Source organism: Parasediminibacterium schistidii (genome assembly GCF_046546515.1).
In the GTDB taxonomy this organism is placed as follows: domain Bacteria; phylum Bacteroidota; class Bacteroidia; order Chitinophagales; family Chitinophagaceae; genus Parasediminibacterium.
In genome coordinates this window covers 36,208-61,799 of record NZ_JBKHKJ010000004.1, presented here as the reverse complement: position 1 = coordinate 61,799, position 25,592 = coordinate 36,208, and the positions used below count along the sequence as shown (strand labels likewise).

Annotated in this window: 16 protein-coding genes; 6 read left to right on the top strand and 10 right to left on the bottom strand. The window is 40.5% G+C overall.

Annotated elements, in window-relative coordinates; all coding sequences use genetic code 11:
* Positions 1-18 precede the first annotated feature (18 nt).
* Together ACHFIY_RS03290 and ACHFIY_RS03285 are read left to right on the top strand one after the other, a co-directional pair.
* Positions 19-468, top strand: a complete 450-nt coding sequence (locus tag ACHFIY_RS03290) for an LEA/WHy family protein (RefSeq protein WP_410844631.1) — start codon at positions 19-21, stop codon at positions 466-468.
* 254 nt (positions 469-722) lie between these two features.
* Entirely contained in the window at positions 723-6,137 is a 5,415-nt protein-coding gene (locus ACHFIY_RS03285) for an AAA domain-containing protein (protein WP_410844630.1), read from the top strand.
* Between the two features lie 81 nt (positions 6,138-6,218).
* On the opposite strand, the gene ACHFIY_RS03280 is transcribed toward ACHFIY_RS03285, so the two are convergent.
* From ACHFIY_RS03280 to kaiC, 5 genes are all read right to left on the bottom strand, one after another.
* Entirely contained in the window at positions 6,219-6,752 is a 534-nt protein-coding gene (locus ACHFIY_RS03280) for an ExbD/TolR family protein (protein WP_410844629.1), read from the bottom strand.
* Positions 6,753-7,521: 769 nt separating this feature from the next.
* On the bottom strand, positions 7,522-11,121 hold the full coding sequence (locus ACHFIY_RS03275) for a PAS domain-containing sensor histidine kinase (protein ID WP_410844628.1): 3,600 nt from the start codon (positions 11,119-11,121) through the stop codon (positions 7,522-7,524).
* Between the two features lie 275 nt (positions 11,122-11,396).
* A complete protein-coding gene (locus ACHFIY_RS03270) occupies positions 11,397-11,591 on the bottom strand; it encodes a hypothetical protein (RefSeq protein WP_410844627.1) in 195 nt (64 codons plus the stop codon).
* 454 nt (positions 11,592-12,045) lie between these two features.
* A complete protein-coding gene (locus ACHFIY_RS03265) occupies positions 12,046-12,663 on the bottom strand; it encodes a chemotaxis protein CheB (RefSeq protein WP_410844626.1) in 618 nt (205 codons plus the stop codon).
* Positions 12,653-14,194, bottom strand: coding sequence for a circadian clock protein KaiC (gene kaiC / locus ACHFIY_RS03260; RefSeq protein ID WP_410844625.1), 1,542 nt, complete (start codon positions 14,192-14,194; stop codon positions 12,653-12,655). Before kaiC ends, ACHFIY_RS03265 begins: the two co-directional genes overlap by 11 nt.
* A 561-nt stretch (positions 14,195-14,755) precedes the next feature.
* Here kaiC and ACHFIY_RS03255 point away from each other — a divergent pair.
* The gene (locus tag ACHFIY_RS03255; RefSeq protein ID WP_410844624.1) at positions 14,756-14,926 is read left to right on the top strand and encodes a hypothetical protein; all 171 of its coding nucleotides are present in this window, start codon (positions 14,756-14,758) and stop codon (positions 14,924-14,926) included.
* Between the two features lie 779 nt (positions 14,927-15,705).
* On the opposite strand, the gene argS is transcribed toward ACHFIY_RS03255, so the two are convergent.
* Positions 15,706-17,493 (bottom strand): arginine--tRNA ligase, encoded by a 1,788-nt coding sequence (gene argS, locus ACHFIY_RS03250; RefSeq protein ID WP_410844623.1) that lies wholly within the window; start codon positions 17,491-17,493, stop codon positions 15,706-15,708.
* A 64-nt stretch (positions 17,494-17,557) separates the two neighbouring features.
* Here argS and ACHFIY_RS03245 point away from each other — a divergent pair, with 64 nt between their 5' ends.
* Complete coding sequence (locus ACHFIY_RS03245) at positions 17,558-18,082, top strand: GtrA family protein (protein ID WP_410844622.1); 525 nt, start codon at positions 17,558-17,560, stop codon at positions 18,080-18,082.
* A 62-nt stretch (positions 18,083-18,144) separates the two neighbouring features.
* Positions 18,145-19,272, top strand: coding sequence for an acyloxyacyl hydrolase (locus tag ACHFIY_RS03240; RefSeq protein ID WP_410844621.1), 1,128 nt, complete (start codon positions 18,145-18,147; stop codon positions 19,270-19,272).
* 117 nt (positions 19,273-19,389) lie between these two features.
* On the opposite strand, the gene pdeM is transcribed toward ACHFIY_RS03240, so the two are convergent.
* The gene (gene pdeM, locus ACHFIY_RS03235; RefSeq protein WP_410844620.1) at positions 19,390-20,052 is read right to left on the bottom strand and encodes a ligase-associated DNA damage response endonuclease PdeM; all 663 of its coding nucleotides are present in this window, start codon (positions 20,050-20,052) and stop codon (positions 19,390-19,392) included.
* A gap of 112 nt (positions 20,053-20,164) precedes the next feature.
* Between pdeM and ACHFIY_RS03230 the strand changes: the two genes are divergently transcribed.
* Positions 20,165-20,662, top strand: coding sequence for a hypothetical protein (locus ACHFIY_RS03230; RefSeq protein ID WP_410844619.1), 498 nt, complete (start codon positions 20,165-20,167; stop codon positions 20,660-20,662).
* 151 nt (positions 20,663-20,813) lie between these two features.
* Here the strand turns inward: ACHFIY_RS03230 and ACHFIY_RS03225 are convergent, their stop codons facing one another.
* From ACHFIY_RS03225 to ACHFIY_RS03215, 3 genes are all read right to left on the bottom strand, one after another.
* Positions 20,814-21,110, bottom strand: a complete 297-nt coding sequence (locus ACHFIY_RS03225; RefSeq protein WP_410844618.1) for a T9SS type A sorting domain-containing protein — start codon at positions 21,108-21,110, stop codon at positions 20,814-20,816.
* A gap of 15 nt (positions 21,111-21,125) precedes the next feature.
* On the bottom strand, positions 21,126-22,199 hold the full coding sequence (locus tag ACHFIY_RS03220) for an efflux RND transporter periplasmic adaptor subunit (protein ID WP_410844617.1): 1,074 nt from the start codon (positions 22,197-22,199) through the stop codon (positions 21,126-21,128).
* 110 nt (positions 22,200-22,309) lie between these two features.
* Positions 22,310-25,528, bottom strand: coding sequence for an efflux RND transporter permease subunit (locus ACHFIY_RS03215; RefSeq protein ID WP_410844616.1), 3,219 nt, complete (start codon positions 25,526-25,528; stop codon positions 22,310-22,312).
* Positions 25,529-25,592: the final 64 nt, after the last annotated feature.

The window sequence follows — 25,592 nt, the reverse complement described above, 5'->3', positions numbered from 1 at the left end:
GCTATAAATATCATTACCATGAAGAAAATACGCCTATTTGCCCTCCTATTGCCCTTTTTGGCAATGCACGCTTGCAAGCGTCCACAAGCATTTGAATACAGGGAAGTAAAGGACATCCAGCTAAAACACCTAGGTTTAAGCAGGACTGCCATCGGCATGAACCTTGTTTATTACAACCCTAATAGTTTTGGCGTTACATTGAAAAAGATAGACTGCGATGTATATTTAAACCAAAGCTTGCTTGGGAAGTACCTGCTAGACACGAGCATGCACATTGACAAAAGGTCAGTTTTTGTAGTGCCGGCTTCGGTAGAATTTAACTGGGGGGACTTCCTGAAAAAGGGTTTTTCAATCCTGATGAACCAAGAAGCACTGGTAAGCGTGAAAGGGAATACCCGCATCGGCAAAGCTGGGATCAACGTTAATGTGCCATTGAATTTTGAGACGAAGTACAAGTTTGGATTTTAGTGTATTTTCACTACAGCGTATTTTTAGGCTATCCTAAATCTTGTGCTGGATAGTTTTTACCACGAGGTTCACAAGGAATGGGAAACACAAAGAACACAAGGCAAAGGGACATATAAAGGGCACAAAGAATCTGCACAACCCAGGGTAGTGTCTTTATCTAGTGTACTTTGTTTAAAACATTTGTGTTCCTTGTGGTTAAATTGCTTGTTTCTTAGCCAACCTAAATTTAACAGATAAACAAAACCCCATGGCAAATGCAAGGCACCCCAAAAATTAGTTTTAATCATTTTATAGCAACCGCTTTTGAAAACGGGTTGTACAGCACAGATGATGTGGTATCTTTCATATTGCCCTTATTTGAACAAGTATTGGAATTGCACGAAACAGGCTTGGTAGCCCCTTTTGAAAAAGAGGAGACACTATTTGTTAGCAACAATACTTTATATATAGATACAAAACAAGCCCACGCCCCTGTCCTAGCACTTGAAAAAATAAAATTACTTTTCGCTAAAAACGAAGCATTGCATTTTGAAGTAACGAATTTGGTTAAAACAAACGACAATCTTGACAAAGGCACCAAATCAACTGAAAACCTGCAAATACATTTAGACATTGATAAACCCTTAAAATATACTGCCTATTTATTAGGCTACCAATCTTATGAGCATTTGCTAGGCCATCACGATGCCCTTACCGATATATTTTGCCTTGGCTTGCTCTTGGCGAGCATTGCACTTGGCATTGATTTGCACAATGAAAAGGATTTGAAGGCATTTGCCCAGCACGGGGCAACCCCTTTGCAAATCAACCCGAAAATACACCCTGCCATCGCTTCTCTAATAACGGAAATGACGGAGCTGGACAGGCAAAAGCGTAGTGCAGATTTGTACGATATTATCCTACGTTTAAAACACTACCGTGATTACAACCCCGAAAAGCAGGCAGATTTAAGCAACCTAAGCGGCTGGATCAATAAAGATTTATCAGGTAGGAGCCAGTACATACTCAATAAGCTGCGCAACCGCCTGTTTGATACCAGCCGCCGCAACCGCCTTTTGTATTACAAGCCCAATGTCCGTTTTGTAAACCTTACGGTTAGCAGTATGCCCATGGTGCTACACTATCAAAGTATACGCCCAGAGTTATTGTTTACGTGGAACGAAGAAATAGCGGACAAGGTGGTTGGCATGAAAGAAATATTGCTCAACAAATACCTGCGTTTTGAAGACCATGCTTACTTGCCTTCTTCATTAGAGAAAATACGCTCGGAAAACAAGAAAAACATACAGGAATATGGTTTTAGCCAATTAAAAATAGTGATTGCTTTCTTGAATTGGCACAATTTGAAAGATGAAAAAGAAGAGCGGATACAAAGTCCATTGCTGCTTGTACCAACCGAATTGAAGAAAAACAAGAAACTGAACGAAGACCACTATATATGTTCCATTGAAGACAACCAGGCCGAGGTAAACCCAATTCTAGCCAATGTTTTAAAAGACTTGTATGGCATACAGCTACCCGATTTTATTGATCTGGATGAAATGAGCGTAGCCGAATTTTACGATGTGTTGAAAGCGCAGATAGCAGGGGCTAACCAAGGCATTTCCTTGAGCCTTATTGACAAGCCCCGCATAAAATTAACTTATACGGTTGCTGTGCAAACCATTGTCAGCTACAAAAAGAAGATGCTGAAAAAAGGCAACCAACAAGGAAGTTTACAGCGTAAACCCATTTTTGAGTTTGTGGCAGATGATGACACAGTAGATACGGCAGCCAATACAACAAATGGCAAGGTTATAACCGATAAAAGTCAGTCTATTGAATTGACCGATAGCGAAAGCAATCCCTATAGCTGGGATTTTGACACTTGCAATATGGTACTGGGCAATTTCAACTACAAGCAGATGAGCTTGGTGAGGGACTATAACCAGATTATAGACAGACAGATAGAACACAAGGTTTTTGAGCAACTGTTCAGCACTCAACCCAGGCAACAAAGCGAAGCAGTGCATGATCTGAACAAGCCAGAAGAATGGCAGCACATCATTACCGCAGACCCTACACAAACCAAGGCCATTTTGCAAAGTAGGACGGGTGAAAGTTATATTATACAAGGCCCCCCAGGCACAGGTAAAAGCCAGACTATTACTAATTTAATAGCAGATTTTTTGGCTAGGGGCAAAAGCATCTTGTTCGTTTGCGAAAAAAGGGCTGCGCTGGATGTAGTGTACCATCGCTTGAAACAACAGGGGCTGGACGAGTTGTGCTGCTATATTCATGATAGCCAAAGCGACAAACGATCTTTTGTAAAGGATTTAAAAACTACGTACGAAGACTTCACAGCACGGCGAATGGACTTGACAGGTATTGAAGTAAAGCGCAAGGCAATACTACAGACTATGCATGTGCAAATGGAAATATTGCACCAATTCCATTCAAGCAATATGGATATTACCATAAAAAATGGCATATCCATACGGCAGTTGATTGAGCGTTTGATAGAATTGAAAGCGCATTTGCAACCCATCTCCCAACAAGAGGAAGAAGTATTACCCCCTTATTGTGATTGGCTACAGTTTGGAGAGATTATCAAGGACCTGGGCAAGGCATTAGAAGAAACAGGGGCAGAAGATATATTTGCCAACCATCCTTTCAGCAAAGTAAAAGGGTCTGTTTTTGTTGCAGAAAACCCACAAAACCTATTGGATAAGCTGACTAAAAGCAGCATTGGCTTATTGGGGCAAATTAATACCATCATCCAAAAAGAAGATATTGACCCTGAACGTGCAAGTACGATTACCCAAATAAAAAACTTAGTTCAATACGCTACTTTGCTTGAGCCTTTGCTGGTAGGCAATAACCTGTTCCTGACAGATACAACCAACCCTGCTACCAAAAAGTTTGAAAAGAAGATAAAAACCTATCGGCAGCAGCAAAAGCAACACGAACAGGCAAAGCAGCAGGCAAGCAACTGGAAAACCAAGTTTGGCGAGCAAGATACCATGCAGGCATTGACCATTGCCACAAAACAAGAAGGCCGCTTTTTCAGCTTCCTGAATGGCCAATGGAAAAGCCTGAAAAGGCAGTTGGATGCTGTTTATGATTTCTCCAAACATCCAGTGACGCCAACCTATACCCAAGTTCTTACCCTTTTGCAAACAGAGTACCAAGTGGCAAACTTGGTTTCTCAGACAAAACAAGAGTTGGAAACAGACTATCAGGTAGACAATATAGAAATGATATACCTGAGCATAGAGCGCTTAAGGGCAAAACATGGCGAAAACGAAATAAGCTATTTGACAACGCATAAAAATGCCAACGCCTTAATTGCACAGCTTATCAAGTTAAGTGTAGTTGTATATGACGCTGAAAAGCAATTACAGCAATGCTTGGTAGGCTATAACGAAAAGGATATAGCTACCATTATAGACGAATTGGAAAGCATCAGCAGCAATACAGATGCTTTAAGGGATTTATTGCCTTCGTTGCGAAACTTCTCCCAATTACCTTCTTTGTTGAAAGAAACTGTGCGCCATGCCAGCCTATCGCCGCTACAAATAGAAGCGGCAATGGCCAATAAAGCTATTGGCAACACCTATAGAGAAAACAAAACTTTTGCTGATATAGATATACAGGCATTAGAAAAAGCGGCAAAAGAGATACAGGTTTGCTATACACAATTGCTCAACCTGAACGCCAACCATATCCGGGCATCTGTACGTAAACGGTTCTTGACCAATGTGGAAATTAGCAATACGGCTGTGAGTCAATTGAACCCAGACCAAAAGCTTTTTAAAAAGAACTATACCGAAGGGAGGAAAATAGTAGAGAATGAGTTTTCTAAATCGATGCGGTTTAAAAGCATCAGAGAATTGGCAGCGAAGGAAAGCGGCATGGTGCTGAAAGATATCAAGCCAGTTTGGCTAATGAGTCCTTTAAGTGTAAGCGATAGCCTGCCACTGGACAACAATTTATTTGACATCATCATATTTGACGAGGCAAGCCAGATAACTTTAGAAGAGGGTATACCTGCATTATATCGGGCACCGCAGACCATTATCGTAGGTGATGAAAAGCAAATGCCGCCGACCAATTTCTTTTCTGCCAAAGCAGAAGACCCGGATGATATGGACTTTGATGTTGATGAAATGGACGACGAAATATTAAGCAATGACGCAGACAGCTTACTGACACAAGGGGCAAAAAAGCTTAGTAGCGTGATGCTGGGCTGGCATTACCGTAGCCATTATGAAACCTTGATTAGCTACAGCAACCATGCTTTTTATGACGCAGGTTTACTGACTATCCCCGACAAAACCATCCACCATACAGCAAAAAGCCAGATAGAAGTACTAGGAGCAACAGATGCAACAAGCTATGCAGATGCTTTATTTGATAGAAGCATGAGCTACCATTATCTACCCAATAGCGTATACGAACACCGCAATAACCAAGGGGAAGCCAACTATATAGCTCACCTAGTAAGGGAATTATTGAACAGGCAAACCGATGAAAGCATTGGCATTGTGGCATTTAGCCAGGAACAACAAAATACAATAGAAGATGCCTTAGCTACATTGGCAGAAAAGGACAAATTATTTGAACAACAATTAGAAGAAGCCTATAACAAAAGCATTGATAATCAATTTATTGGGTTATTTATAAAGAACCTAGAGAATGTACAAGGGGATGAAAGGGACATCATCATTATGAGTGTGTGCTATGGCTTTGATGCCCGAAAGAAGATGCTGATGAATTTTGGTCCTATCAACAAGAAAGGTGGTGAGAATAGGTTGAATGTAATTTTCAGTAGGGCTAAAAAGCATATGGCAATGGTTAGCAGTATCAAACATCACCATATAACCAACGAGTATAACGAAGGGGCCAATTACTTTAAACGTTTCCTTCAATATGCAGAGTTAGTGAGCAATGGCGACATGGAAATGGCGAAAACTATACTAACGTCATTGTCTATCAATAATAAAGAGAATATAAGCAGTAATTATACTTCAATTATATCCAGCGAGATAAAGGCACAACTAGAGGGTTTGGGTTATTCAGCAGACATGCAAATAGGGCAGTCTGATTTCAAGGTATCTTTGGCTGTTAAGTTGAACAAAGAAGATGAGGTATATACACTTTGTGTGTTGATAGACAACGAAGAACACTATCAAAGCAATAACTTACTGGAGTTGTATTACCAACGCCCAGCCATATTGAAAACTTTTGGCTGGAAGATGATTTTTGTAACGGCCAAAGACTGGTTACAAGAGCCTAAAAGAGTAATCAATTTAATCTTGAAAAGGTTAAAGGAAGCATCGTCAACGGAGGCAGAAACCGAAAAAGACGAAAAAAGCCTATTTTTAGCCGCAAAAAATACCGAAACAACCAAGTACAGCCAAACGCAATTATTCGCCCAGGATGAGGCAGAAAAGGCTGAAAATACGCCATACAGCCACCTATCCTTCACCAGCATCTTCTTTAAGGATGAAAAAAGCCATAAATTTTGGGAAGCAGCTATTGACGGGGCTAAGCTAATTACCCGTTTTGGGAAAGCTGGCACCAAAGGGCAAACACAAATAAAAACCTTTGCAACGGCTGCTTTGGCAGAAAAGGAAAAGGCAAAACTGCTGGCAGACAGAATAGAGAAGGGGTATAAATATTTGTAAAAACAACCCTTTTATCTAACATTAAATAACAGTATTCCATTCATAAGTCATTGATTTGAAACATAATTACATAAATATCTTTTAATTAAGTGAGGGGATTGGGTTTTTATCCTTAGCTGCAACTAGTATATTTTCGTTTGTAGTTACTTCGTCAATTGCATACCTGGTAATTACGTTAATAGAGATTTCGTCTAGTATGGCCACTACGTTTTGGTAACTGCTGTCATCCGTTGGTTTGATGATGACAAAGAGGTCTTCTGCCGCAACAGCTTTCTTTTTTGCTATAAGTACATTCCTTATATCCTTGAAAGAAGATGGGTGGATATTGGTACCGCCTTCTTCCAACTTCCCTTCATAATATAGCATACGGTTATTATCGCCTAATAAAATAGTCAGTGCACCTTTGTTTTGTACGGGTGTTTTATCGTTTGAGTTAGCTGGCATATTCAAGTCCATTACCTGGTTTGCTCCCATGGTGGTTGTAAAAATGAAAAAGGTAATGAGCAGGAAACCTAAGTCAACCATTGGGGTAAGGTCAACACGGGTGGATTTTTTATGCCCCCTTGTGCCTCTTTTCTTGCCTTTTGTTTCGTTGGATGCCATTAATTCTGCCATAAACTCGTTTTTTAAATTGTTATTGCTATTGAGATACAGGGCGGGAAATATTCCACAAGTTGAGTGCATTTTTTAAATCCCATAGAAAAAACAATGTCGATATTTGGGCTAATTCTTTTTTTGAGGTGCTAGCAATTGCCAACCTTGATTAGGGCAAGCCAAAAACTTTTATGACCCATTTTCTGGGGCATTGCTACCCTGATTTTTCTGGCTTTTGGTGCCCTGAATTTATTTTTTAGGCCTTATTTCATCATAACTCATTGAAATACAGTGTTTTTGTATTTTTTAAAATGAGTGTTTTGTGAGTGATTTGTGCGTGATTTATGAGTGATTTGTGCGTGATTTATGAGTGATTTGTGCGTGATTTATGAGTGATTTGTGCGTGATTTATGAGTGATTTGTGAGAAAAAGTGAGTGATTTGTGAGTGATTTTATGCCCATAAAACAAAACCTTATTTTGGCACTACAACTATTTTAATATTATAAAAAAAAGAACTACGATTTAGCCTGGGTTATTTTGTCTCCAATGCTTTAAGCTAAATTTTGCACGAAGATAAACTAAATATGTTAGTATTTCAGAAAAGTTATTCTTGGGTTATTTGTAGATGAAGCCTCTAAAATGTTTAAGCTCTTGCGCTATGTGGGTTTTATGAAGACGCAAATCACGAGATTTGCACACACTCCGACGTAGTCAGAGACTCCGCCGAGCAGGAACGTTTGCCAGGATTTTTATTTTCGTCTTCTGTTTTCGTTGGTTGTTGTTATTTTTTCATGCAGGAATGTAAATGTTGAATGTTGTTCCTTTATTTAGTTCGCTTGTGGCTGTAATAACGCCATTATGATTATCAACAATCTTTTTTACAATAGCAAGTCCAATGCCTGTGCCTGCATATTCGTCTTTGCTGTGAAGTTTTTGGAATACTTCAAATATTTTTTCGGCATATTCTTTTTTAAATCCGATGCCGTTGTCAGAAACGGAAATATGGCAATATGCTGTTTGCGGTGGAAGGTTGGCAGCATTTATTTTATTATATTGTATGATGTGGCTCTTTACTATGATGTGCGGTGGAATTGTTGGATTTGAAAACTTGAGAGCGTTGCCAATGAGGTTGTGTATGATCTGGCGAAACTGGAAGGGAATAATTTTTGCTTCGCAGATTTCGCTCACTTCTATCACGGCATTTTTTTCAGCCATTGCTTCTTGAAATTCTCTCTTTACTTCTTCAATAATAATGTTAAGGTTGGTGGTTTCAAATTTTCTATCTGCCATGCTTAAATGGGAGAAGGCCAATAAATCCTGAATAAGTGTTTGCATTCTTTCTGCTGCATTTTGCATACGGCGGAAATGATTTTTTCCAGTATCGGATAAGTTTTGCTCTTCATTTTCTAATATTCTTCCTGCCATGGTACGGATTTTTCGCAAGGGCTCTTGCAAATCGTGGCTTGAAACATAAGTGAATGCTTCTAATTCTTTGTTCATTTTTATAAGCTCTTCATTGGCTTCCGATAACTCCAGTGTTCTTACTGCCACCGCATGCTGCAGTTTTTCATTTTGTTCTTTTTGCTCCTGAATATCTGTATTGCTGCCAACCCACATAATTATTTTGCCTGTTTCATCTTTAATAGGCACAGCTCTGCTTAAATTCCACCTATAACCACCTTCCTTGTTTTTAATGCGACATTCCATATCGAAAATTTCGCCAGTGGCAACCGAATGTTTCCAATTATTTACGGTAAGCTCCAAATCATCAGGGTGCATGGCTTCAACCCAACCATAGTTTACTAATTCGTCAAATGTGAGGCCCGTATCATCTATCCATTGCTGATTAAAAAAAATGACATTGCCTTCGGCATCTGCATTGGTTATTTTCTGCGGCATATTGTTGGTTAAGAGACGAAACTTTTTCTCGCTTACTTCAACAGCCTTTCTAGCATTTACTTGATCCGTTATTTCATCTGCTAAAACCATCACCCCAGATACGGTTCCATCGGCTTCACGCAAGGGTTCATACACAAATTTTACAAATACATCTTCCAGTTTACCGTTTCGATTGATGACGAGGGGAAGCTCTTGCGATACATAACGATTACCAGTACTGTACACCGTATCCAAAAGTTCTTTATAAACTTGGTCTTTCACCTCAGTTAATACATCAAATAGTGGTTTGTTTAGTGAATCTTCTATTTTCCTATCCAAAAAATTAGCCATTTCTTGGTTCATGGTTTCGAATATAAAATCTTCTCCTCGCAATACACAAATGGCTACTGGTGCTTGCATTACCAGAAGCCTAAAACGTTCTTCACTTGCTTTAATTTGTATGTTATATTTTGCCTGTGATGTAACTTCTGTAGCTATAATGCCAATGCCATTTATTTCGCCATTTATATTTTTTTGCGGATAGAGAATAAAATTATAATACTTTAGGGTTGTTACTCCATTTTGCAAAATGCTTACAGGCGTTTCTATTGCATTAAAAGGTATCCCCGTTTTATACACTTGGTTAAAAACTTCTTTGTATCCCTGTTCTGCCAGTTCGGGTAACGCTTCAAAATATTTCTTACCCATTATCTCTTTCCCTTTTCCCCAAATTTCAATAATAGGTTCATTAGCGGTAGTGATAACCAAATCTTCGCCTAATAAAATGCCAATGGCTGATGGAGAAGTATAAATAAGTTTGCGAAAACGCAGTTCACTTTCTTCTACTTTTTGGCGGGCTAGTACCTGTTCAGTTACTTCGCTGGCAACCACAACGATTCCAGTTACGGATTCGTCATCGGCTCTCAACTGTTTAATAATAAAATTGTAAAACCCTTGTGTGCTTATGTTGTTTTTATGGATATTAAATGCCAATTCATTTCCGTAAAACGTTGTTCCGCTTTCCATTACGTTATCCATAAGACCTTTAAACCCTTGTGTTTCTAGTTCGGGCAATATGTGAAACAGGGGTTTGCCTACAAAGTCCATACCTTTATTAAGCATTTGCAAACAGTGTTCGTTGGCTATTTCTGCAATATATTCTTTGCCTTTATAAATACCTATTGCCACAGGTGTTTGCATTACAATCGACTTAAACCGAGCCTCACTTTCTTCTATTTTTTTGCGTGCCATCACCATTTCTGTTACTTCATACGCTATTTGTGTAACACCAGAAATGGAGTTGTCTGCTTCATAGTAAGCTTGGAAAACAACGTTGAAATACTTATGTTTTAGCTGACCATTGTAGGTTACTTTTCCGAGTAATTCATTGGCATACACTGGAATACCTGTCGTATAAACTTTCTCAATCATTTCGGGAAATGGCTGGTCAATAAGTTCGGGCAATAGTTGCAATAATGCTTTACCTTCCACATCCTTCCCTTTGCCCCAAAATTCTTTTATCAAATCGTTGGCAAGGGTAATCACCATGTTTTTTCCTTTCATAACAGAAAAAGCAAATGGAGATTCCATAAGCATAGAATAATAGCGTTTATTGGTTTCTTCCACCAATATCAATGCTTTTTGCTCTGCCGCTTGCTGTGCTTCTAATGCTTTTTTTACAATTACCGAAGCGGTTACCTCGTAAGCAATCACCGTAACACCCGAAATAGTTTCGTCTGCTTCCAGATAGGGTTGATAAACAAAATTAAAATACACATCTTCCAGTTTTCCATTGCGAAAAACCGGGGCAAGAAGTTCATCCCCATAATAAGGAATGCCGGTGGTATACACCTTATCAAGTAAGCCCGGAAATGCAGAATCTTTAAATTCTGGTATTATATCAAACAATGGTTTTCCCACCACATCTTTGCCTTTGCCCCACATTTCTTTTATGGAATCATTGGCAAGGGTTATCACCATATTTTTACCTTTAAAAACGGCAAACCCAAAAGGCGATTTCATCAGCAGCATGTTGTAGCGCTTTTCGCTTTCTTCCACTTTTTTACGGGCAAGTACCTGTTCGGTTACCTCATTGGCCGATGCTATGATGCCCGAAATAGTGTTGTCATCATCGCGGATAGGTTGATAATTTACATTAAACCAACCGGCTTTAGTTTTACTATTCCTAAACAATGGCAATTCCATTTCATCAGCTTGAAAAGGAATGCCAGTTTGCATTATTTTATCAAAAATTTCTTTTATCGGGTTTTCCAATTCGGGCATGGCGTCAAAAAGTGGCTTGCCTATAAAGCTACTGTCTTTAACTATTACCTCTAAAGCCTTGTTGTTGGCTAACTCAACTATATACTTACTGCCACGAAAAATAGCAATAGCAACAGGTGTTTGCAACAGCAAATTTTGAAAGCTGCTTAGTTGTTTGTTTTCTTTTTCAAGAAGCGCTGTTGTTTCTTTTTCAGCAGTCGATTTTTTTGGAGTTGAAGTTGCTTTCATTTTTTAATTGGGATAGTTATATAATCGCCTGTTATCATAAATTTCTCTTGGAGTGGAAGGGAATTATTTTTCTGCATTATTAGCGTAAGTGCCTCATAAATTACTTTTTTCAGTTGCGAAAAATCAGCAAACTTGCAGATGTAATGGCGAACTGAAATTCTGAAAACATTTTTAACCGTTTCTACATCCGAATCATTAGAGAATATAATAAATGGAATTTTTTGGAGTGCGCCACTGCGTTTTATTTCTCGTGAAGATGCGAAACCGATTTTGCGTTACGTATGAAGGTCAATTAAAGGAACATCGCGAAACTTATTTGCTTTTTTGTTAGTCGCTTTAATCAATTTTTCACCATGATGTAGGGTTTTATGAACGGTAGATACAGACAACTCTTCTATTACTTCTTTCAGAAGAAGGCTATCGTTGTTATCGTAATCAGCAAACGGCATGTTGATGTTTTCAGAAATCATGGCGTAAGTTAGTAATTTAATCTTGTAGTAGCCATTAATAAAGCAAAATAGTTGCTTCAAAGGGGTGCGGTGGGGTAAAATCTCGGGGGCAATTGGGACAGGTTCGTAGGTAAGATTGCGTGCACTTTTTGTGCTTGGTTTTGCTATCTTTTTATTTTGCAGAAGCGATAGTCAAACGTTTTTGGCGAAAAGTTGGGAGTGATGTCGTTTTGAGTTCGCAGTAACGGTCAATCGAGAGAGGCGTAAGCATTGCCTATAACGAGCAGGATATTGCCTGCCGGCAAGGCAATAGCGATGGGTAAGCTAGGGACTTAAGCCCACTAATTGCAATATTGCCGATGTTTTATTCATAAGCCAAATTTATAACGTCAAGCCAGTACAAAAGCTAAGCGGCAATACCAATATTAGCGGTTCGTACTTTTCTTCAAATTATTTTACTGTTGGATAGGTATTACTACGTTTTAAGCGCAACTGCCAAACTTTTTAATTTATCCGGAATTTTGTCGAGCGGCAGAACGAAATCAGCACAGCCTGAAGCCTGGGCGCTGAGCGGCATGGAGTCAATTTCGGCAGACATGTCTTGGGCAAAGGTTTTTCCTCCATTTGCCTTGATGTGTTTGCAGCCCTCAGTACCATCGCCATCATACCCAGAAAGGACAATGCCAATTGCACGCACGCCCATTGCTTCTGCTAAAGAAACAAAAAATACATCTATTTGCTTGTGCCCAACAGAGCGGGGAGAGATGACTTTGAAGGTGTAATTTTCAATGAGTATATCAGCGTCTGGAGGAATTACGTAAACCTGATTCGCAAGAACCGGCATCGCCATAGAAGCCACTTTTACCGGCATTTTCGTATGCCGAGACAGAATCTCAGCTAATTGACTATTGGCAGTAGGGTTCATGTGAGAGATAATGACAAACGCCATACCTGTATCAGCCGGCATTGCGTCCAGCAGAGCCTTATAAGCGTTAAGTGCTCCGGCTGAGCCGCCAATGCCAACAATCAATGTAGGGTGCAATGTTCCTATATCTTCGGCTGACCTTCCACCTTTTTTTTTATTATTCACCATTATCTTGTTTGGTTAATTTTTGACTTTCAGAAACATTTTTACCAACCTTCTTTTCCTTATTGGCTATCTGTATAGATTCACCTTCCATTGGCATTAATTTAATGCCATCATCACTTAAAATCAATTTATGTACATCACTATCGTGGCCCGTGCCACGAGACTTAACAATAAAAAGTCCACGAATACGTTTTTTGCTTACATCTTCTTCTAATTCTCTTACTACTATCCAGGTGTCGATTAAAGAGGATACCCCGATTTCTCCGCTTGTATCATTTTGTGCAGCTGATGAAACAAGGCTTGTAAAAAAGCTGGTAATACCATTTGATTTTAAAAGATCAATCATACGGGTAATCATGGATCGTATTTCACGCTGGTCACCCTCTCCAATAAGACTTGTAAGAGGATCTATAACAACTGCTTTTGGTTTAAATTCTGCAATGAGTTTATATAAATCGAGCAAATGCATCTCTAAACCAAAAAACGAAGGCCTAGTAGATACGATCTTTAAGAGCCCTTTTTTTATCATTGGTTCAAAATGAAGACCTATAGAACCCATATTTTGAATGAGTTGCCCAGCCGATTCTTCATAGGACAAGAAAAGACAGCGTTCTCCACGTTTACAACTTGCTAATGCGAATGAAGCAGCTAAACTTGTTTTTCCGGTGCCTGCAGTACCTGAAGCAAGTACCGTACTCCCTCTTGTATAACCTGGTTTACCCCCCCTGAACATTTTGTCTAACGACGGAATTCCTGTGGAAACTTTTTTACCTGTACCTGGTTGATCAAGACCAGCCGAAGTGATGGGAATTACTGAAAGACCATATTTATCAATTACGAAAGGATATTCATTTGTTCCATGTTTTGAGCCACGGTATTTAACTATCCGGATTCTGCGGATGGCAATTTGTTCATTAACCCTGTTATCCAATAAAATGATGCAATCAGAAATGTACTGCTCCAAGCCATGGCGGGTATACGTTTCTTGTAGCGGCTCGCCGGTAACAATTGCAGTAACTTGTTTTTCTTTAAGCCACCTGAAAAGTCTTTTTATTTCTAACCGAAGAATGCCGACATCTGTAATGCCTGCAAAAATAGATTCAATAGAATCTAAAACAACCCGTTTGGCACCAATGGAATCAATGGCAAGTTCTAAACGAACAAATAGCCCTTCAAGGTTAAAGTCGGTCTCCTGAATATCTTTTTTCTCCAAAAGCACATGTTCTATTAAAATTTTTTTTTGTGAAACAAGCCCTTGCAAATCCAAGTTGAGAGAAGCCACGTCTGTATAAAGTTCATCTTCTGTCTCTTCAAATGACATAAAGACGCCTGGCTCTTTAAATTTGATTGCACCATTAATTAAAAAATCAATCCCCAAAAGTGTTTTTCCAGAGCCGGCACTCCCACTGACTAAAGTGGCCCTGTTTTTCGGAAGACCACCCTCGGTAATTTCATCAAAACCTTTGATGCCGGTTGGGCACTTTTGTAATTGCTTATGATGAGCAGCATTTTTTTTTGGATTAATTTTATTCATACAATAGCGGTTTGTTATACCATTAAGATTAAGAAATTAAAAAAAAACAGGAAAATTTTTGGTTGGACTGACTTGTCTATTGGTTAATAGGAAGCATCAATTCATACTTATGCCACACAATAAACTTTTATTAATATTTATGTAAGTTACCTATTAGTTTAACATTAACTGCAAATAGTAATATAATTACTGGCGTTTGCTCACAATTTTTCGCTTATACAGATTGAAAGCATTACTTCCATTTATTCAATTTGAAATTATTCCCCCTCGGTGTAGTCTCCCGACTCGTCGATTACCACTTTTTATTTTGGAACGCTACGCCAAGCGATATAGGGTTTGCTGCGGCACGCCTGTGGCGGGTTTGCTTTGGCTAATATCTCAAAATAAGCAATTGAAAGGCACAAGCGACACGATTGCGCCTGCATCACGAAGTTATGAAGTGCACTAGCGGTGTCTGCACACACGGGATAACATTTTCATCCAACCCTGGCTTGCGATAAAAAAAAGCAGGAAAAAAAATGCTGGCACGGATTTAATGGCATTACCTAAAAACATTATTATATGCCACGCCCCAAGAAAACCACAACCGAAGACCAAGTAAAAAAAGGATACAATGAAAAGAACCCCGCACAGCCCCAAGGTGTTTTTAAGCCTGACACAGAGGAACAGCCCGCCTATCCCCCAAAAACAAATACGCTGAAATTGAAGGAGAAGGAAGATGGGAATAAATAAGATTCCACTGGCGCAATTGTTAAGCTTTAGCTGGCCACTTGTGTCTTTGTAACGTTGTCAAAATAATTTTCCCCAGCTAGTCCGCGTTAAACAAACCTCGTTGGTGGCGCAAGCGTGTCGCTTGTGCCCTCCCTTCCTAGGACGTTGTCTCCGACAAACAACGAACCGATGGCAGATTAGCTAGTTCAGGAGGGGGGTGCGTTTCAAAATTCCGTTTTTTGTTGTTTTCTATTTGGCAGAAGCAGGAAATATTTAATTAAATGCCTTGCTGTTTGCTGCTCAACAAGAATCCTATATGGGGGCATTTTTGGATGCTCATGGGGGCATATTTCCCCCATATAGGATTTTTATTTTGGGCTATGTACCTATTCATGCCAATTTTACATTAAATGAGGAACTAGGGTATCTTGACCTTTATCCTCGCAACGGATGGTTGGCTTGGGAAAATGATAATCCACCATCAAAATCTTAATTGTTTCTTATCAATAAATTATCAGTTTAATATCATAAGACTATTATTCCATTATCAATAAACTATCATAAAATTCACTTAAATTATAATAAAAAATGAGGCTCAAAAAAACATAAACAACTGAATATCAATGAGTTATATGCAAAAAAGACTGTTTTTAAAAAAAATAAATCACGAAAAATGCAGAAAAAAAACATTTCAAATATTAGCTTAGGTCTTCAATTTCCCCCGCTCGGCCTAGCCTCCCAACAACGCCAAGCATCACTTTTTATTTTGGAACCCTATACCGAGCGAGGTAGCAATTTATTTACATCCTTTCTGGCACGCCTGCCCCTAGCAATTCCATGCCTGTTTTTAATACATGTGCGGTTAATTGTGCCAACTGCAAACGCAATGCTTTCTTTTCCACCGTTTCGGCATTGGCAATGGACAATTCGGAATAGAAGGAACTGAATGTTTTTGCTAGCCCATACACATAAATGGCAATTTTAGAAGGGTCGTATTCTGTGGCTGCATCATGTATAATAGAAGGGAATAATTCCAATTCTACTATGATGGCTTTTTCTAGTGGCAACAAAGTGCCATTTGTATCTATGGCTGGTATTGTTTCCCCCTGCGAAACTGTTTTCCGCAGGATGCTTTTTATCCTTGCATGGATAAACTGAACAAATGGCCCCGTGAAACCTTGAAATTCTATGCTTTCCTCAGGATTAAATACCATTTTCTTTTTAGGGTCAACCCGCAAAAGGAAAAACTTTAAAGCACCAAGGCCGATTGTGTTGTACAGTTCCGTCAACTCCGCTGGGGTAAAATCTTTTACCTTGCCTAATTCTTCTGTTTTTTGCTTGGAAATGGCAATCATTTCAGCTACCAAATCATCAGCGTCAACAACAGTGCCTTCCCTGCTTTTCATTTTGCCCGTAGGCAGTTCCACCATGCCATAACTAAGGTGGAAAATACCATTGGCAGATGGCAAGCCCAGTTTTTGGCATATCAGTTTCAATACCTTAAAATGGTAGTTCTGCTCATCGCCTACCACATAAATGCTTTTGTCGCAATGGTATTCTTCGTATTTGTCAACGGCCAGCCCAATGTCCTGTGTTATGTAAACAGAAGTGCCGTCTTTCCGGCGCACAATTTTTTCGTCTAATCCATCCTGGGTAAGGTCTATCCAAACGCTGCTATCCTCCTTCTGGTAAAAAACATCTTTTTCCAATCCTTTGTCCACAAGGTCTTTACCCAGCAAATAGGTTTGGCTTTCGTAATAAGTACGGTCGAAGTCGGTTCCTATTTTGTTGTAGGTCTCGGCAAAGCCAGCATATACCCAGCCGTTCATTTTTTCCCAGAGTGCCATCACGCCCATGTCGCCCTTCTCCCAGTCAAGCAGCATTTTCTGTGCCCCCAGCATAATGGGGGCTTGCTTTTCAGCAGTTTCCTTTGCTACACCCTGAGCTGTTAGTGCTTCAACCTCGGCTTTGTAGGCATCGTTAAACTTCACATAGTAATCTCCCACAAAATGGTCGCCTTTCATGCCTGTGCTTTCGGGCGTTGCCCCATTGGCAAACAACTGCCAAGCAATCATGCTTTTGCAAATATGTATGCCCCTGTCATTTACGATGCAGGTTTTCACTATTTCATTGCCGTTGGCTTTTAATATCTCGGCAATGCTCCAGCCTAGGAAATTATTGCGTAAATGCCCGAGGTGCAGCGGCTTGTTGGTATTGGGCGATGAATATTCTACCATTACCTTACCCCCCTTCTTTTCTGCCATGCCGTATTGCGGGTTTTGGTATTGCTGCTGCAAAAAAACAAGCCAATAGCTATCCTTAACCGAAATATTCAAAAAGCCTTTTATAACATTAAACCCAGTAAACAACTGTGGGTAATTGCTTACTAAATAACTACCAAGTTCCTGCCCCAGTGCATCGGGCGATTTTTTCAATTGTTTTACAAATGCAAACAATACCACTGTGTAGTCGCCTTCAAAAGCAGGTTGCGTGGCATTTACTAAAATAACATTTTCAGCCAACGATACATTGTATAGGCTTTCTATGGCTTTTGCGGTGGCTTGCTTTATCTGTTGTGCTATGCTCATTGCTCTTTTAACATTTGTGGGCTGCAAAACTAACTGTTTTTAACCCTTAACTTCGCCGCCATTTATGCAAAAATTACACAACACAACCCGTGGCTTTCTTTTGTCGTTTATAGATTTGCTGTACCCATTATTCAAAAAATTTATGCCGCTGCAAACATTCAGGTATGCAGCCTGTGGCGGTTTCAATACTTCGCTTGACATTACCGTTTTTTTCGTGTCGTACAATTATATTTTCAAGGCACAGCCCATTAGTTTCCCGTCTATATTCCCCAACCTTATTATCAGTGCGCATATTGCTGCATTCCTTACTGGTTTCCTAGTTACGTTCCCAACCGGCTTTTATTTAAGTAGGTATGTTGTTTTCCAAGAAACATCGGTAAAAAAATCGAAACAGTTGTTCAAATATTTCTCCGTGGTGCTTTTCTGCCTAGTATTGAACTATGGCTTTTTGAAATTATTTATAGATACTTTCCGATGGAGCCCTTTGCCTTCCAAGCTATTGACAACTGTGTTTGTGGTGGCATTTAGCTATGTGGCACAAAAGAATTTCACATTTACGCCAAATAGTAGAGGCGAAACAGCAAACTGATATAAACAAGCATCATATATTATTCAATTACTAAAACACTGCAATAAAAGTTTACATTTATCATGCACAAGCCGCTACTGCTATCTTCATTTTTTACCATTCTTGCCATAGCAAGTTTTGCCCAGCTAACCCCTGAATATAAAAAAAGCACCCCTGCGGCAACTGTATTTGCCCTAAAAGTAGATTATGGCAACACGGTAGTACACACACCCGCCGTGCGGCCTATTGGCGGTGCACACCCCATTGGTTTTGGCTTTGAGATAAGCAAGCAAGCAAAAGACTCTGCCACCTACCACCTTTGCAGTGCATACCCACGGATGGGTTTGCAGTTGGAATATTTCCATTATGGCACCCCCATATTGGGCAATTCTTTCATGGCGGCGTATTTTGTGCAGCCCGTTTACCGTGTCAACAATTTCCTTTCCTTCCATTTCAGGGCTACTATTGGCTTCTGTTATTCCGATAACCCTTTTGACCCAAACTCTCCAATAGATACACTCAACCAAAATTTCAGCCTGCATATCAACCCATATTTGCAACTAGGGGGCGGCTGGGGTTTACGCCTTTCTAAACACATATCGCTGGAACTAAATGGTGCTTTGAACCACATCTCTAACGGCAATATCAAAAGGCCCAACCGTGGGCTAAACTGGATAACAGGCGCAGCAACTGTTGTTTATAGCCCAGAAGGCAGCATACTGCCCAAATACCACAGGGTACACGATAAATATTGGAAAGGAAGGCCGATAGATTATCGCCTCGGGCTTTTGTATGTTGCCAAGCAAGATTATGCAGGTGCTACCATGGGCTATCAGCGAACTTATGCTACGGGAGGCTTTGTAGAGGCAGCTAAACAAATAGGGCGCATCCACGGGTTGGTTGCAGGCCTCCAGGTATATTATAATAACTTGCTTGTGGACCCCCCAATTCCAGGTTTTTCAATAGACCCCAACAAACATTCGTCAACGCTTGCTGGGTTGTATATAGGACACGAGTTTTTATTAGGGCGGGTAATTATTAGCCAAGTAATAGGAAGATACTTAACAACGCATCCTGCATTTTACAATGATTATTTCCACCAGCATAGTTTCAGGTATTTGATAAACAAGCATTGGCAACCCGGCTTTTGCTTCCGTGCACACTCCGACGAGGCAGATTTTATTGGGTTGAATGTATTGTACCAGTTTTAGGCAGCAGGATAGTAATAAGTATTCAGACCTAATTAAGTTAATACTATTTATTTTAGAGACCTCACCCCAACCCCTCTCCTTCGGAGAGGGGCAAGAACAAAGACGAGGGGCAAAACTTTACACTTTTATAAGAGTATTATTCACAATTGCAAAAACAGTGTCTGTTTTTTTTGATTTAATGCAAACCGCACCTGCAAAACGGCTAAAAGCGGGCAATATGGCATGGGTTTCCCCAAAATAAAAACAAGGAAAAACTAGGCTTTGCCTACTGCCCCCGCTAAACCGGATACCAGGATGTATATGCCCTGTGAAAGTATAATTGTAATATGCCGAATGTGTTTCTTCTGATAATGGCAGATCATGTATAAACCTAATGCCATCTATTAGAAGCGAGGGGTTATGAATGAAAATATTTGCTTCCTTGTACCATTCAGCACTAAGGATATCGTGATTGCCTTTTACCAAATGAACCGCTACGCTAGGCATATCATTGCGCCAACGCTTAAACAGCTCCAACTCCTTATTGGCTATGCTATGAAACATATCCCCTACTACTATTAATTGAGCCGCTTTGTGATACATAAGGTTACTAAGCAAGCACTGCAAGTCTTCTTTGTATAAACTAGTTGGTATAGGGATGCCAGCCTTCCGGAAATGGCCTGACTTGCCAAAATGCAAATCACTAACGATCAAAGCTCGCTGTTCTTCCCAATAAACAGATTTATCGGCAGATAGCCAAAAGTGATTATCCTTAATTATAATTCTTTGGGGAGCATCCATAATGCAATAAAATACTTTGTGGGTTAACATTCAAAAAAGTGAATAAGTTTTTGAATATTATGAACTGATTAATATCTTTACCCTATAGTTAACCCAAAAAAAATTAAACATCATGGCATCTAGCTTTGAAAGCGAAATGGACGAAGGCAGGTTGCCTTCCGGTATTAATACACTGACTATCCTCACCTTTATTGGCAGTGGATTATTGACAGTATTCGGGATATATGGCTATTTAAAAAGTAGTGAAAACCTTGCAAAAATGCAGGAAACCATTAGCAAGCCAGAGTTTGAAAAAATGCCTGATTTTGCAAAGAAAATGTTTAGCCCTGAAGCACTAGACCTTGCACAAAAAATGGATGCAAATAAAGTGCCTGTTTACACTTTGTCTATTTTAGGGTATTTGCTGTGCATTTTTGGGGCAATAGAAATGCGCAAACTGAAAATGAGTGGCTTTTATAGCTATTGCCTAGGCAGTTTATTGCCCTATATAGGTTTGTTTTTGTTTGTAGGCTCTTCTTTTTTATCGGGCTTTGCTTCCTACATAGGTATTGGCATCACTTTGCTTTTTTTGTTGCTATATGGGCTGCAAACAAAAAACCTAACCAAGTAATACTTTTAAAATAACTTTCTATTTCAAAATGAAGTATACTACCTAGTTGGCACTATTAAAAACCAAGCATAAAAATGACCACAAAAAAAGGCTGCCTTTCTAGGCAGACCCATTATGGACAACGATTTGACATTTGCTTTATACAATGCCGTCAGGGCTTGCTTACACGTACTGTATAAGTACCAGAGGCAAGGTAAATGCCGATGGCTAATTGCTTAACCAAAGTTCCCGTATTGTGGGTAATTGACTTTTCAAATACCTTATTGCCTAGGACAGTGTAGATAGCAACAGTGTACTTGCCTGCACCCAAGTTGTTGAATGCAACATTCAGTGCCTTGCCCACTAACGGGTTAGGATAAACTGCAATGCTTGCTGCTGCCTTTCCTATTATTGCAGTTGAAAGAGTGCTGTAGCTTACTTCACCGTTTTTGCTTGTAACATTGAGCATGCGTAAGCCAAAAAACTACATCCCACTCTCCTTAATCTCATCACTGCCTGTGGCAATCACTTTGTCGCCGGGCTGTAAATTGCCATAGACTTCTATTTTTCCCGGGGTTTCATTGCCGGTGCTTACATCTATCTTTTGGGTTTTACCGTCTTTTACCAGTAATACATATTTGCGCTCGGTGGAGGTAACCACGGCCGATTTGGGTACATACATGGCACTAGCATTGCCTTTTGAATACAATACCACATCGGCAAACATTCCTGGACTTAATGCGCCATCTACGTTCAACACATCTATTTCCATCCGTTCACTGCGGTATTGGGCTGTGATATTGTCTGCCTTGCGGGTAATAAAGCCTGTCATTTTCTTACCGGGGAAGGCATTTACAAAAAAGGAAACCGTGTCCTTGCTTTTTAGGTTGGCGGCTATTACTTCGGGTATGTCCACTTGCAAACGGAGGTAGGCTATTTGTTTCAGTTCCAGCATGGGCTTGTCTTTGGCGGAAGCACTTACCAATGCTCCGGGGTGAACATTCCTTTCTGTTATTACACCTGTGAACGGTGCGGTTACACGCAGGTAGCCCAACATGGTTTGCTGCATTTGCCAATTGGCATGTTCTGCATTGCACAGGGCACTGTCGGCATCCATTTTTGCCTTGATAGTTGACAAGTCCAACGGCGAAATAGCACCTGCGGTTTTTGCGGCTTCCTGCAAACGGAGGTAGCGTTCTTTGTCAATAGAAAAATCTGCCCGGCTACGGGCATATCTTTCTTTGGCCTGCAGGGCGGCTTGTTCCAATTCGGGGGCTTCCAATACCATGAGTAGACTGCCTTGCGTAACTTTTGTACCCATATCTACCAATACGCTTTTTACATAACCATTTACCTTGGGAAAAATACTGACTTCCTCGTAAGCCGCTAACTGCGCGGGAAGTTTTAATACCGTGGCTACCCCACCTTTTTCCACTGATGCGAGGGGATAAATGGGGGTAGTGGGTTTGGTAACCACCTTTTCCTCTTTTTCTTTTTTGTCTGATGAACAGGCTGCGAATAGTAAGCCTAAGCAAACTGGGATGATATAATATTTCATAATTGATGTTTTTTGTTTTTTTGCCATTAAGAGCATGAGTTTATTTGCCACGAATGCACGAATAAGCACGAATAATGGTTGCTTTACTTTGTGTTCATTGTGGTTAAAAATTACTTTGTGGTGAATGTTTCTTCCGGCAATAACGACACCGATTTAAAAGAGGTTTTTTGTTGCACCCAACCATAAACCAAAGGCACGATGAACAATGCGGCAAAGGTGGAAGCAGCCAAACCGCCAATAACTGCCCGGCCTAATGGGGCTGACTGGTCGCCAGATTCGCCCATGCCACTGGCCATGGGTATCATGCCTGCTATCATGGCGAGGCTGGTCATCAAAATGGGGCGGAGACGAACACTTGCCGCCACCGTGGCAGCTTTGAATGGGTCTTTGTATTCCAGCCTTAATGCCTCGGCATTGGTAACAATCAAGATAGCATTTGCCACTGATACGCCAACCGCCATGATGATGCCCATATAGGATTGCAGGTTGAGCGTTGCACCTGTTGCCAATAGCAAAAGCATTGCCCCAAGTAGCACCGCAGGCACGGTACTAAGTACAACCACTGCCACACCAAAGGATTGGTAATTAGCGGCAAGTAGTAAGAGAATTACCACAATTGCTGCCAATAGTCCTGTTTGTAATGATCCTAAAGTTTCCGTAAGCAGGGAAGACATGCCTTTTACTTCCGTAATTAAACCAAGCGGCGGTGTGCCTACTTCATTGATGGCTTTTTGTACGGCATTGGTGGCAGTGCCTAAGTCTGTTTTAAATATATTAGCACTGATAGTTACAAACCTACGGGGGCCACTACGGTCATATTCTCCGGGAAGGCTGTCAATAGATAGGATAGCCACATCGGACAATACAGGCCTAGCCTGCCCTTTTACCAAAGGGGTTGATTGCAATTCCTCCACAGAGTTCATAATATATTCAGGTACTTGCACTTGCGTCTGATATGTGTAAGAAGTTTTACTATCTAACCAGAAATTCTTGCTTGTATACCGACTAGAAGATGTGCTGGCGGTAATGCTACGGGAAACATTGTCAAGTGACAACCCCATGAGTGAGAGCTTCTGCCTGTCAACGGTAATATTAATCGTTGGGAAATGCAAGGGCTGTGCTATTTGTACATCCCGCAGGAAATCAATACCTTTTAACTTGTTCAATAACAAGGCAGAATAGTTCTTTATGTCCGTCATATTCTTTCCAGATACCCTTACCTCAATTGGGGTGGAAGCACCTTGTGCCATGATTTTTTCTGTCAATTCTATTGGCTCGAAAGAGATTTTGATAGAAGGGAATGCAACAGCAATACGCTTGCGCAATTCTTCCTTCAAATCTTCCATTTTTACTTTGTACTCTTCTTTCAGGTTTACCTGAATTACAGATTCATGCGTGCCGCTATTGAAAATGTACAGGTTGCTTGTGCCAAAATTGCTCGGTACTAACCCTACATAAGCAGATGTAATTTCCACATGACCGTGTACGGTAGAATCAATAATATCCAATACAGATTTTGTAGTGCGTTCCGTTACCTCTAGCCTCGTGCCATCTGGTTCACGGATGCGAAGCTGCAATTGCCCATTGTTTGTTTTAGGTAACAAATCTTTTCCGATGACTACAAAACAAATAGCTGCTGCACCAAAAGCAAATACCAGATAAGCTATTACTATCCATTTGCGCTTGGGCATCCACTTTTCCAACCAATTACCCAAGCTTACTTTGAGTTTTTGGAAGAACCCATTTTCTTCGGGATGTGCATGTTCCTCTTTATTATGTTCACTTATTTGTGTTGCTTCTTCTTTATCCAAATCGAGGCCTGCGTGGGCATGTACACCCTTGTGGTGATACTGGTACATTTCTTCCTTCAATAACCAGTTGGCAATTACTGGTACCAATGTTTGCGCTGCGATATAGGACACAATCATTGCAAACGCTATGGACAATGACAAGGGCAGGAACATGGCTTTAGGAACACCACTCATTACCAATGCTGGTGCAAACACAGCCAGGATACAAAGCAATATAAGGAGCAGAGGGAATGATATTTCTTCACAAGCATCTAAAATAGCCTGCTTTTTATTCTTACCCATTTCTAAGTGCTGGTGGATGTTTTCAATAGTTACCGTTGCCTGATCCACTAATATCCCAATAGCCAATGCCAATCCACTTAAGGTCATGATATTGATGGTTTGCCCGGCAAGGTTGAGGAAGAAAACAGCACTCATGATAGCAATAGGAATTGTAACAATTACCACAACACTGCTCCGCCAATCCCGCAGGAACAGTAGCACCATCAGCCCCGTTAAAATCGCCCCTAGAATACCTTCCGTCATCAGGCTTTTGGCAGAATTGGTTACAAATACGCTTTGGTCAAATTCATAGCTAATTTTTACATCATCAGGCAACAGGCTTTGCATTTCGGGCAGCTTTGCCCGCAAATTCTGCACAACATCCCATGTAGAAGCATCGGCTGTTTTTACCACGGGGATATATACAGAACGCTTACCATTTACCAGTGCGTAATCAACGGTGATGTCTGCAGCATCTGCTACTTTTGCCACATCGCTTATATTCACGGAGGATGTGCCATTGCTTTTAATGGAAATGTTTTCAAACTGGCTTACTTTATTTTCCAGCGAGTTTACGGAAGTAATGTACATGGTACTATCTACCCTCAAATTGCCCGATGGGCTTACAGAATTGTTTTTGGCAATGGCATCTACCACTTCATCGGCACTTACATTGTAGGTGCTTAACTTTTGTGGGTCAACTTTTATCACGATTGTCCGTGCATTGGAACCGAAAGCTGGGGCTGCGGAAAGGCCAGGAACGGTTGCGAATAGTGGCCTTACACGGGTTAAAGCCAAATCAAACATTTCTTCCAGCGATTTAGTGGGGCTACTAAAAACCAATTCACCCACAGGTAAGGAAGAAGCATCAAACCGCACTACCGTTGGAGGTAAAGAACCCGGTGGAAAGAACGCTATCATCCTGTTGGATTGTAAAGCTACCTGCGCCGTGGCTTCGGCCATGTTTGTGCTTTCGTAAAAAGTGAGCTTTAATAGGGTCAAGCCCTGTATATTCTTGCTTTCAATATTCTTAACACCGTTTACATACAGGAACTGGTCTTGCATTTTGGTGCTAAAAAAGCCTTCCATTTGCTTGGCACTCATACCACCATACTGCTCTATTACATAGATGGTGGGGGAGTTTAACTTGGGAAAAATATCTATCGGGATGGTGCGTATGGCCATCACCGAAAACAACAACAAACCCACGAATAGCACGAGGATGGTGATGGGGCGTTGCAATGCTGTGCGTACCATAATAATAATTTAAGGAGGCAAAGAGGCAATGGGCAAGGAGGCAAAGAGTATTTCACCTGCTTGA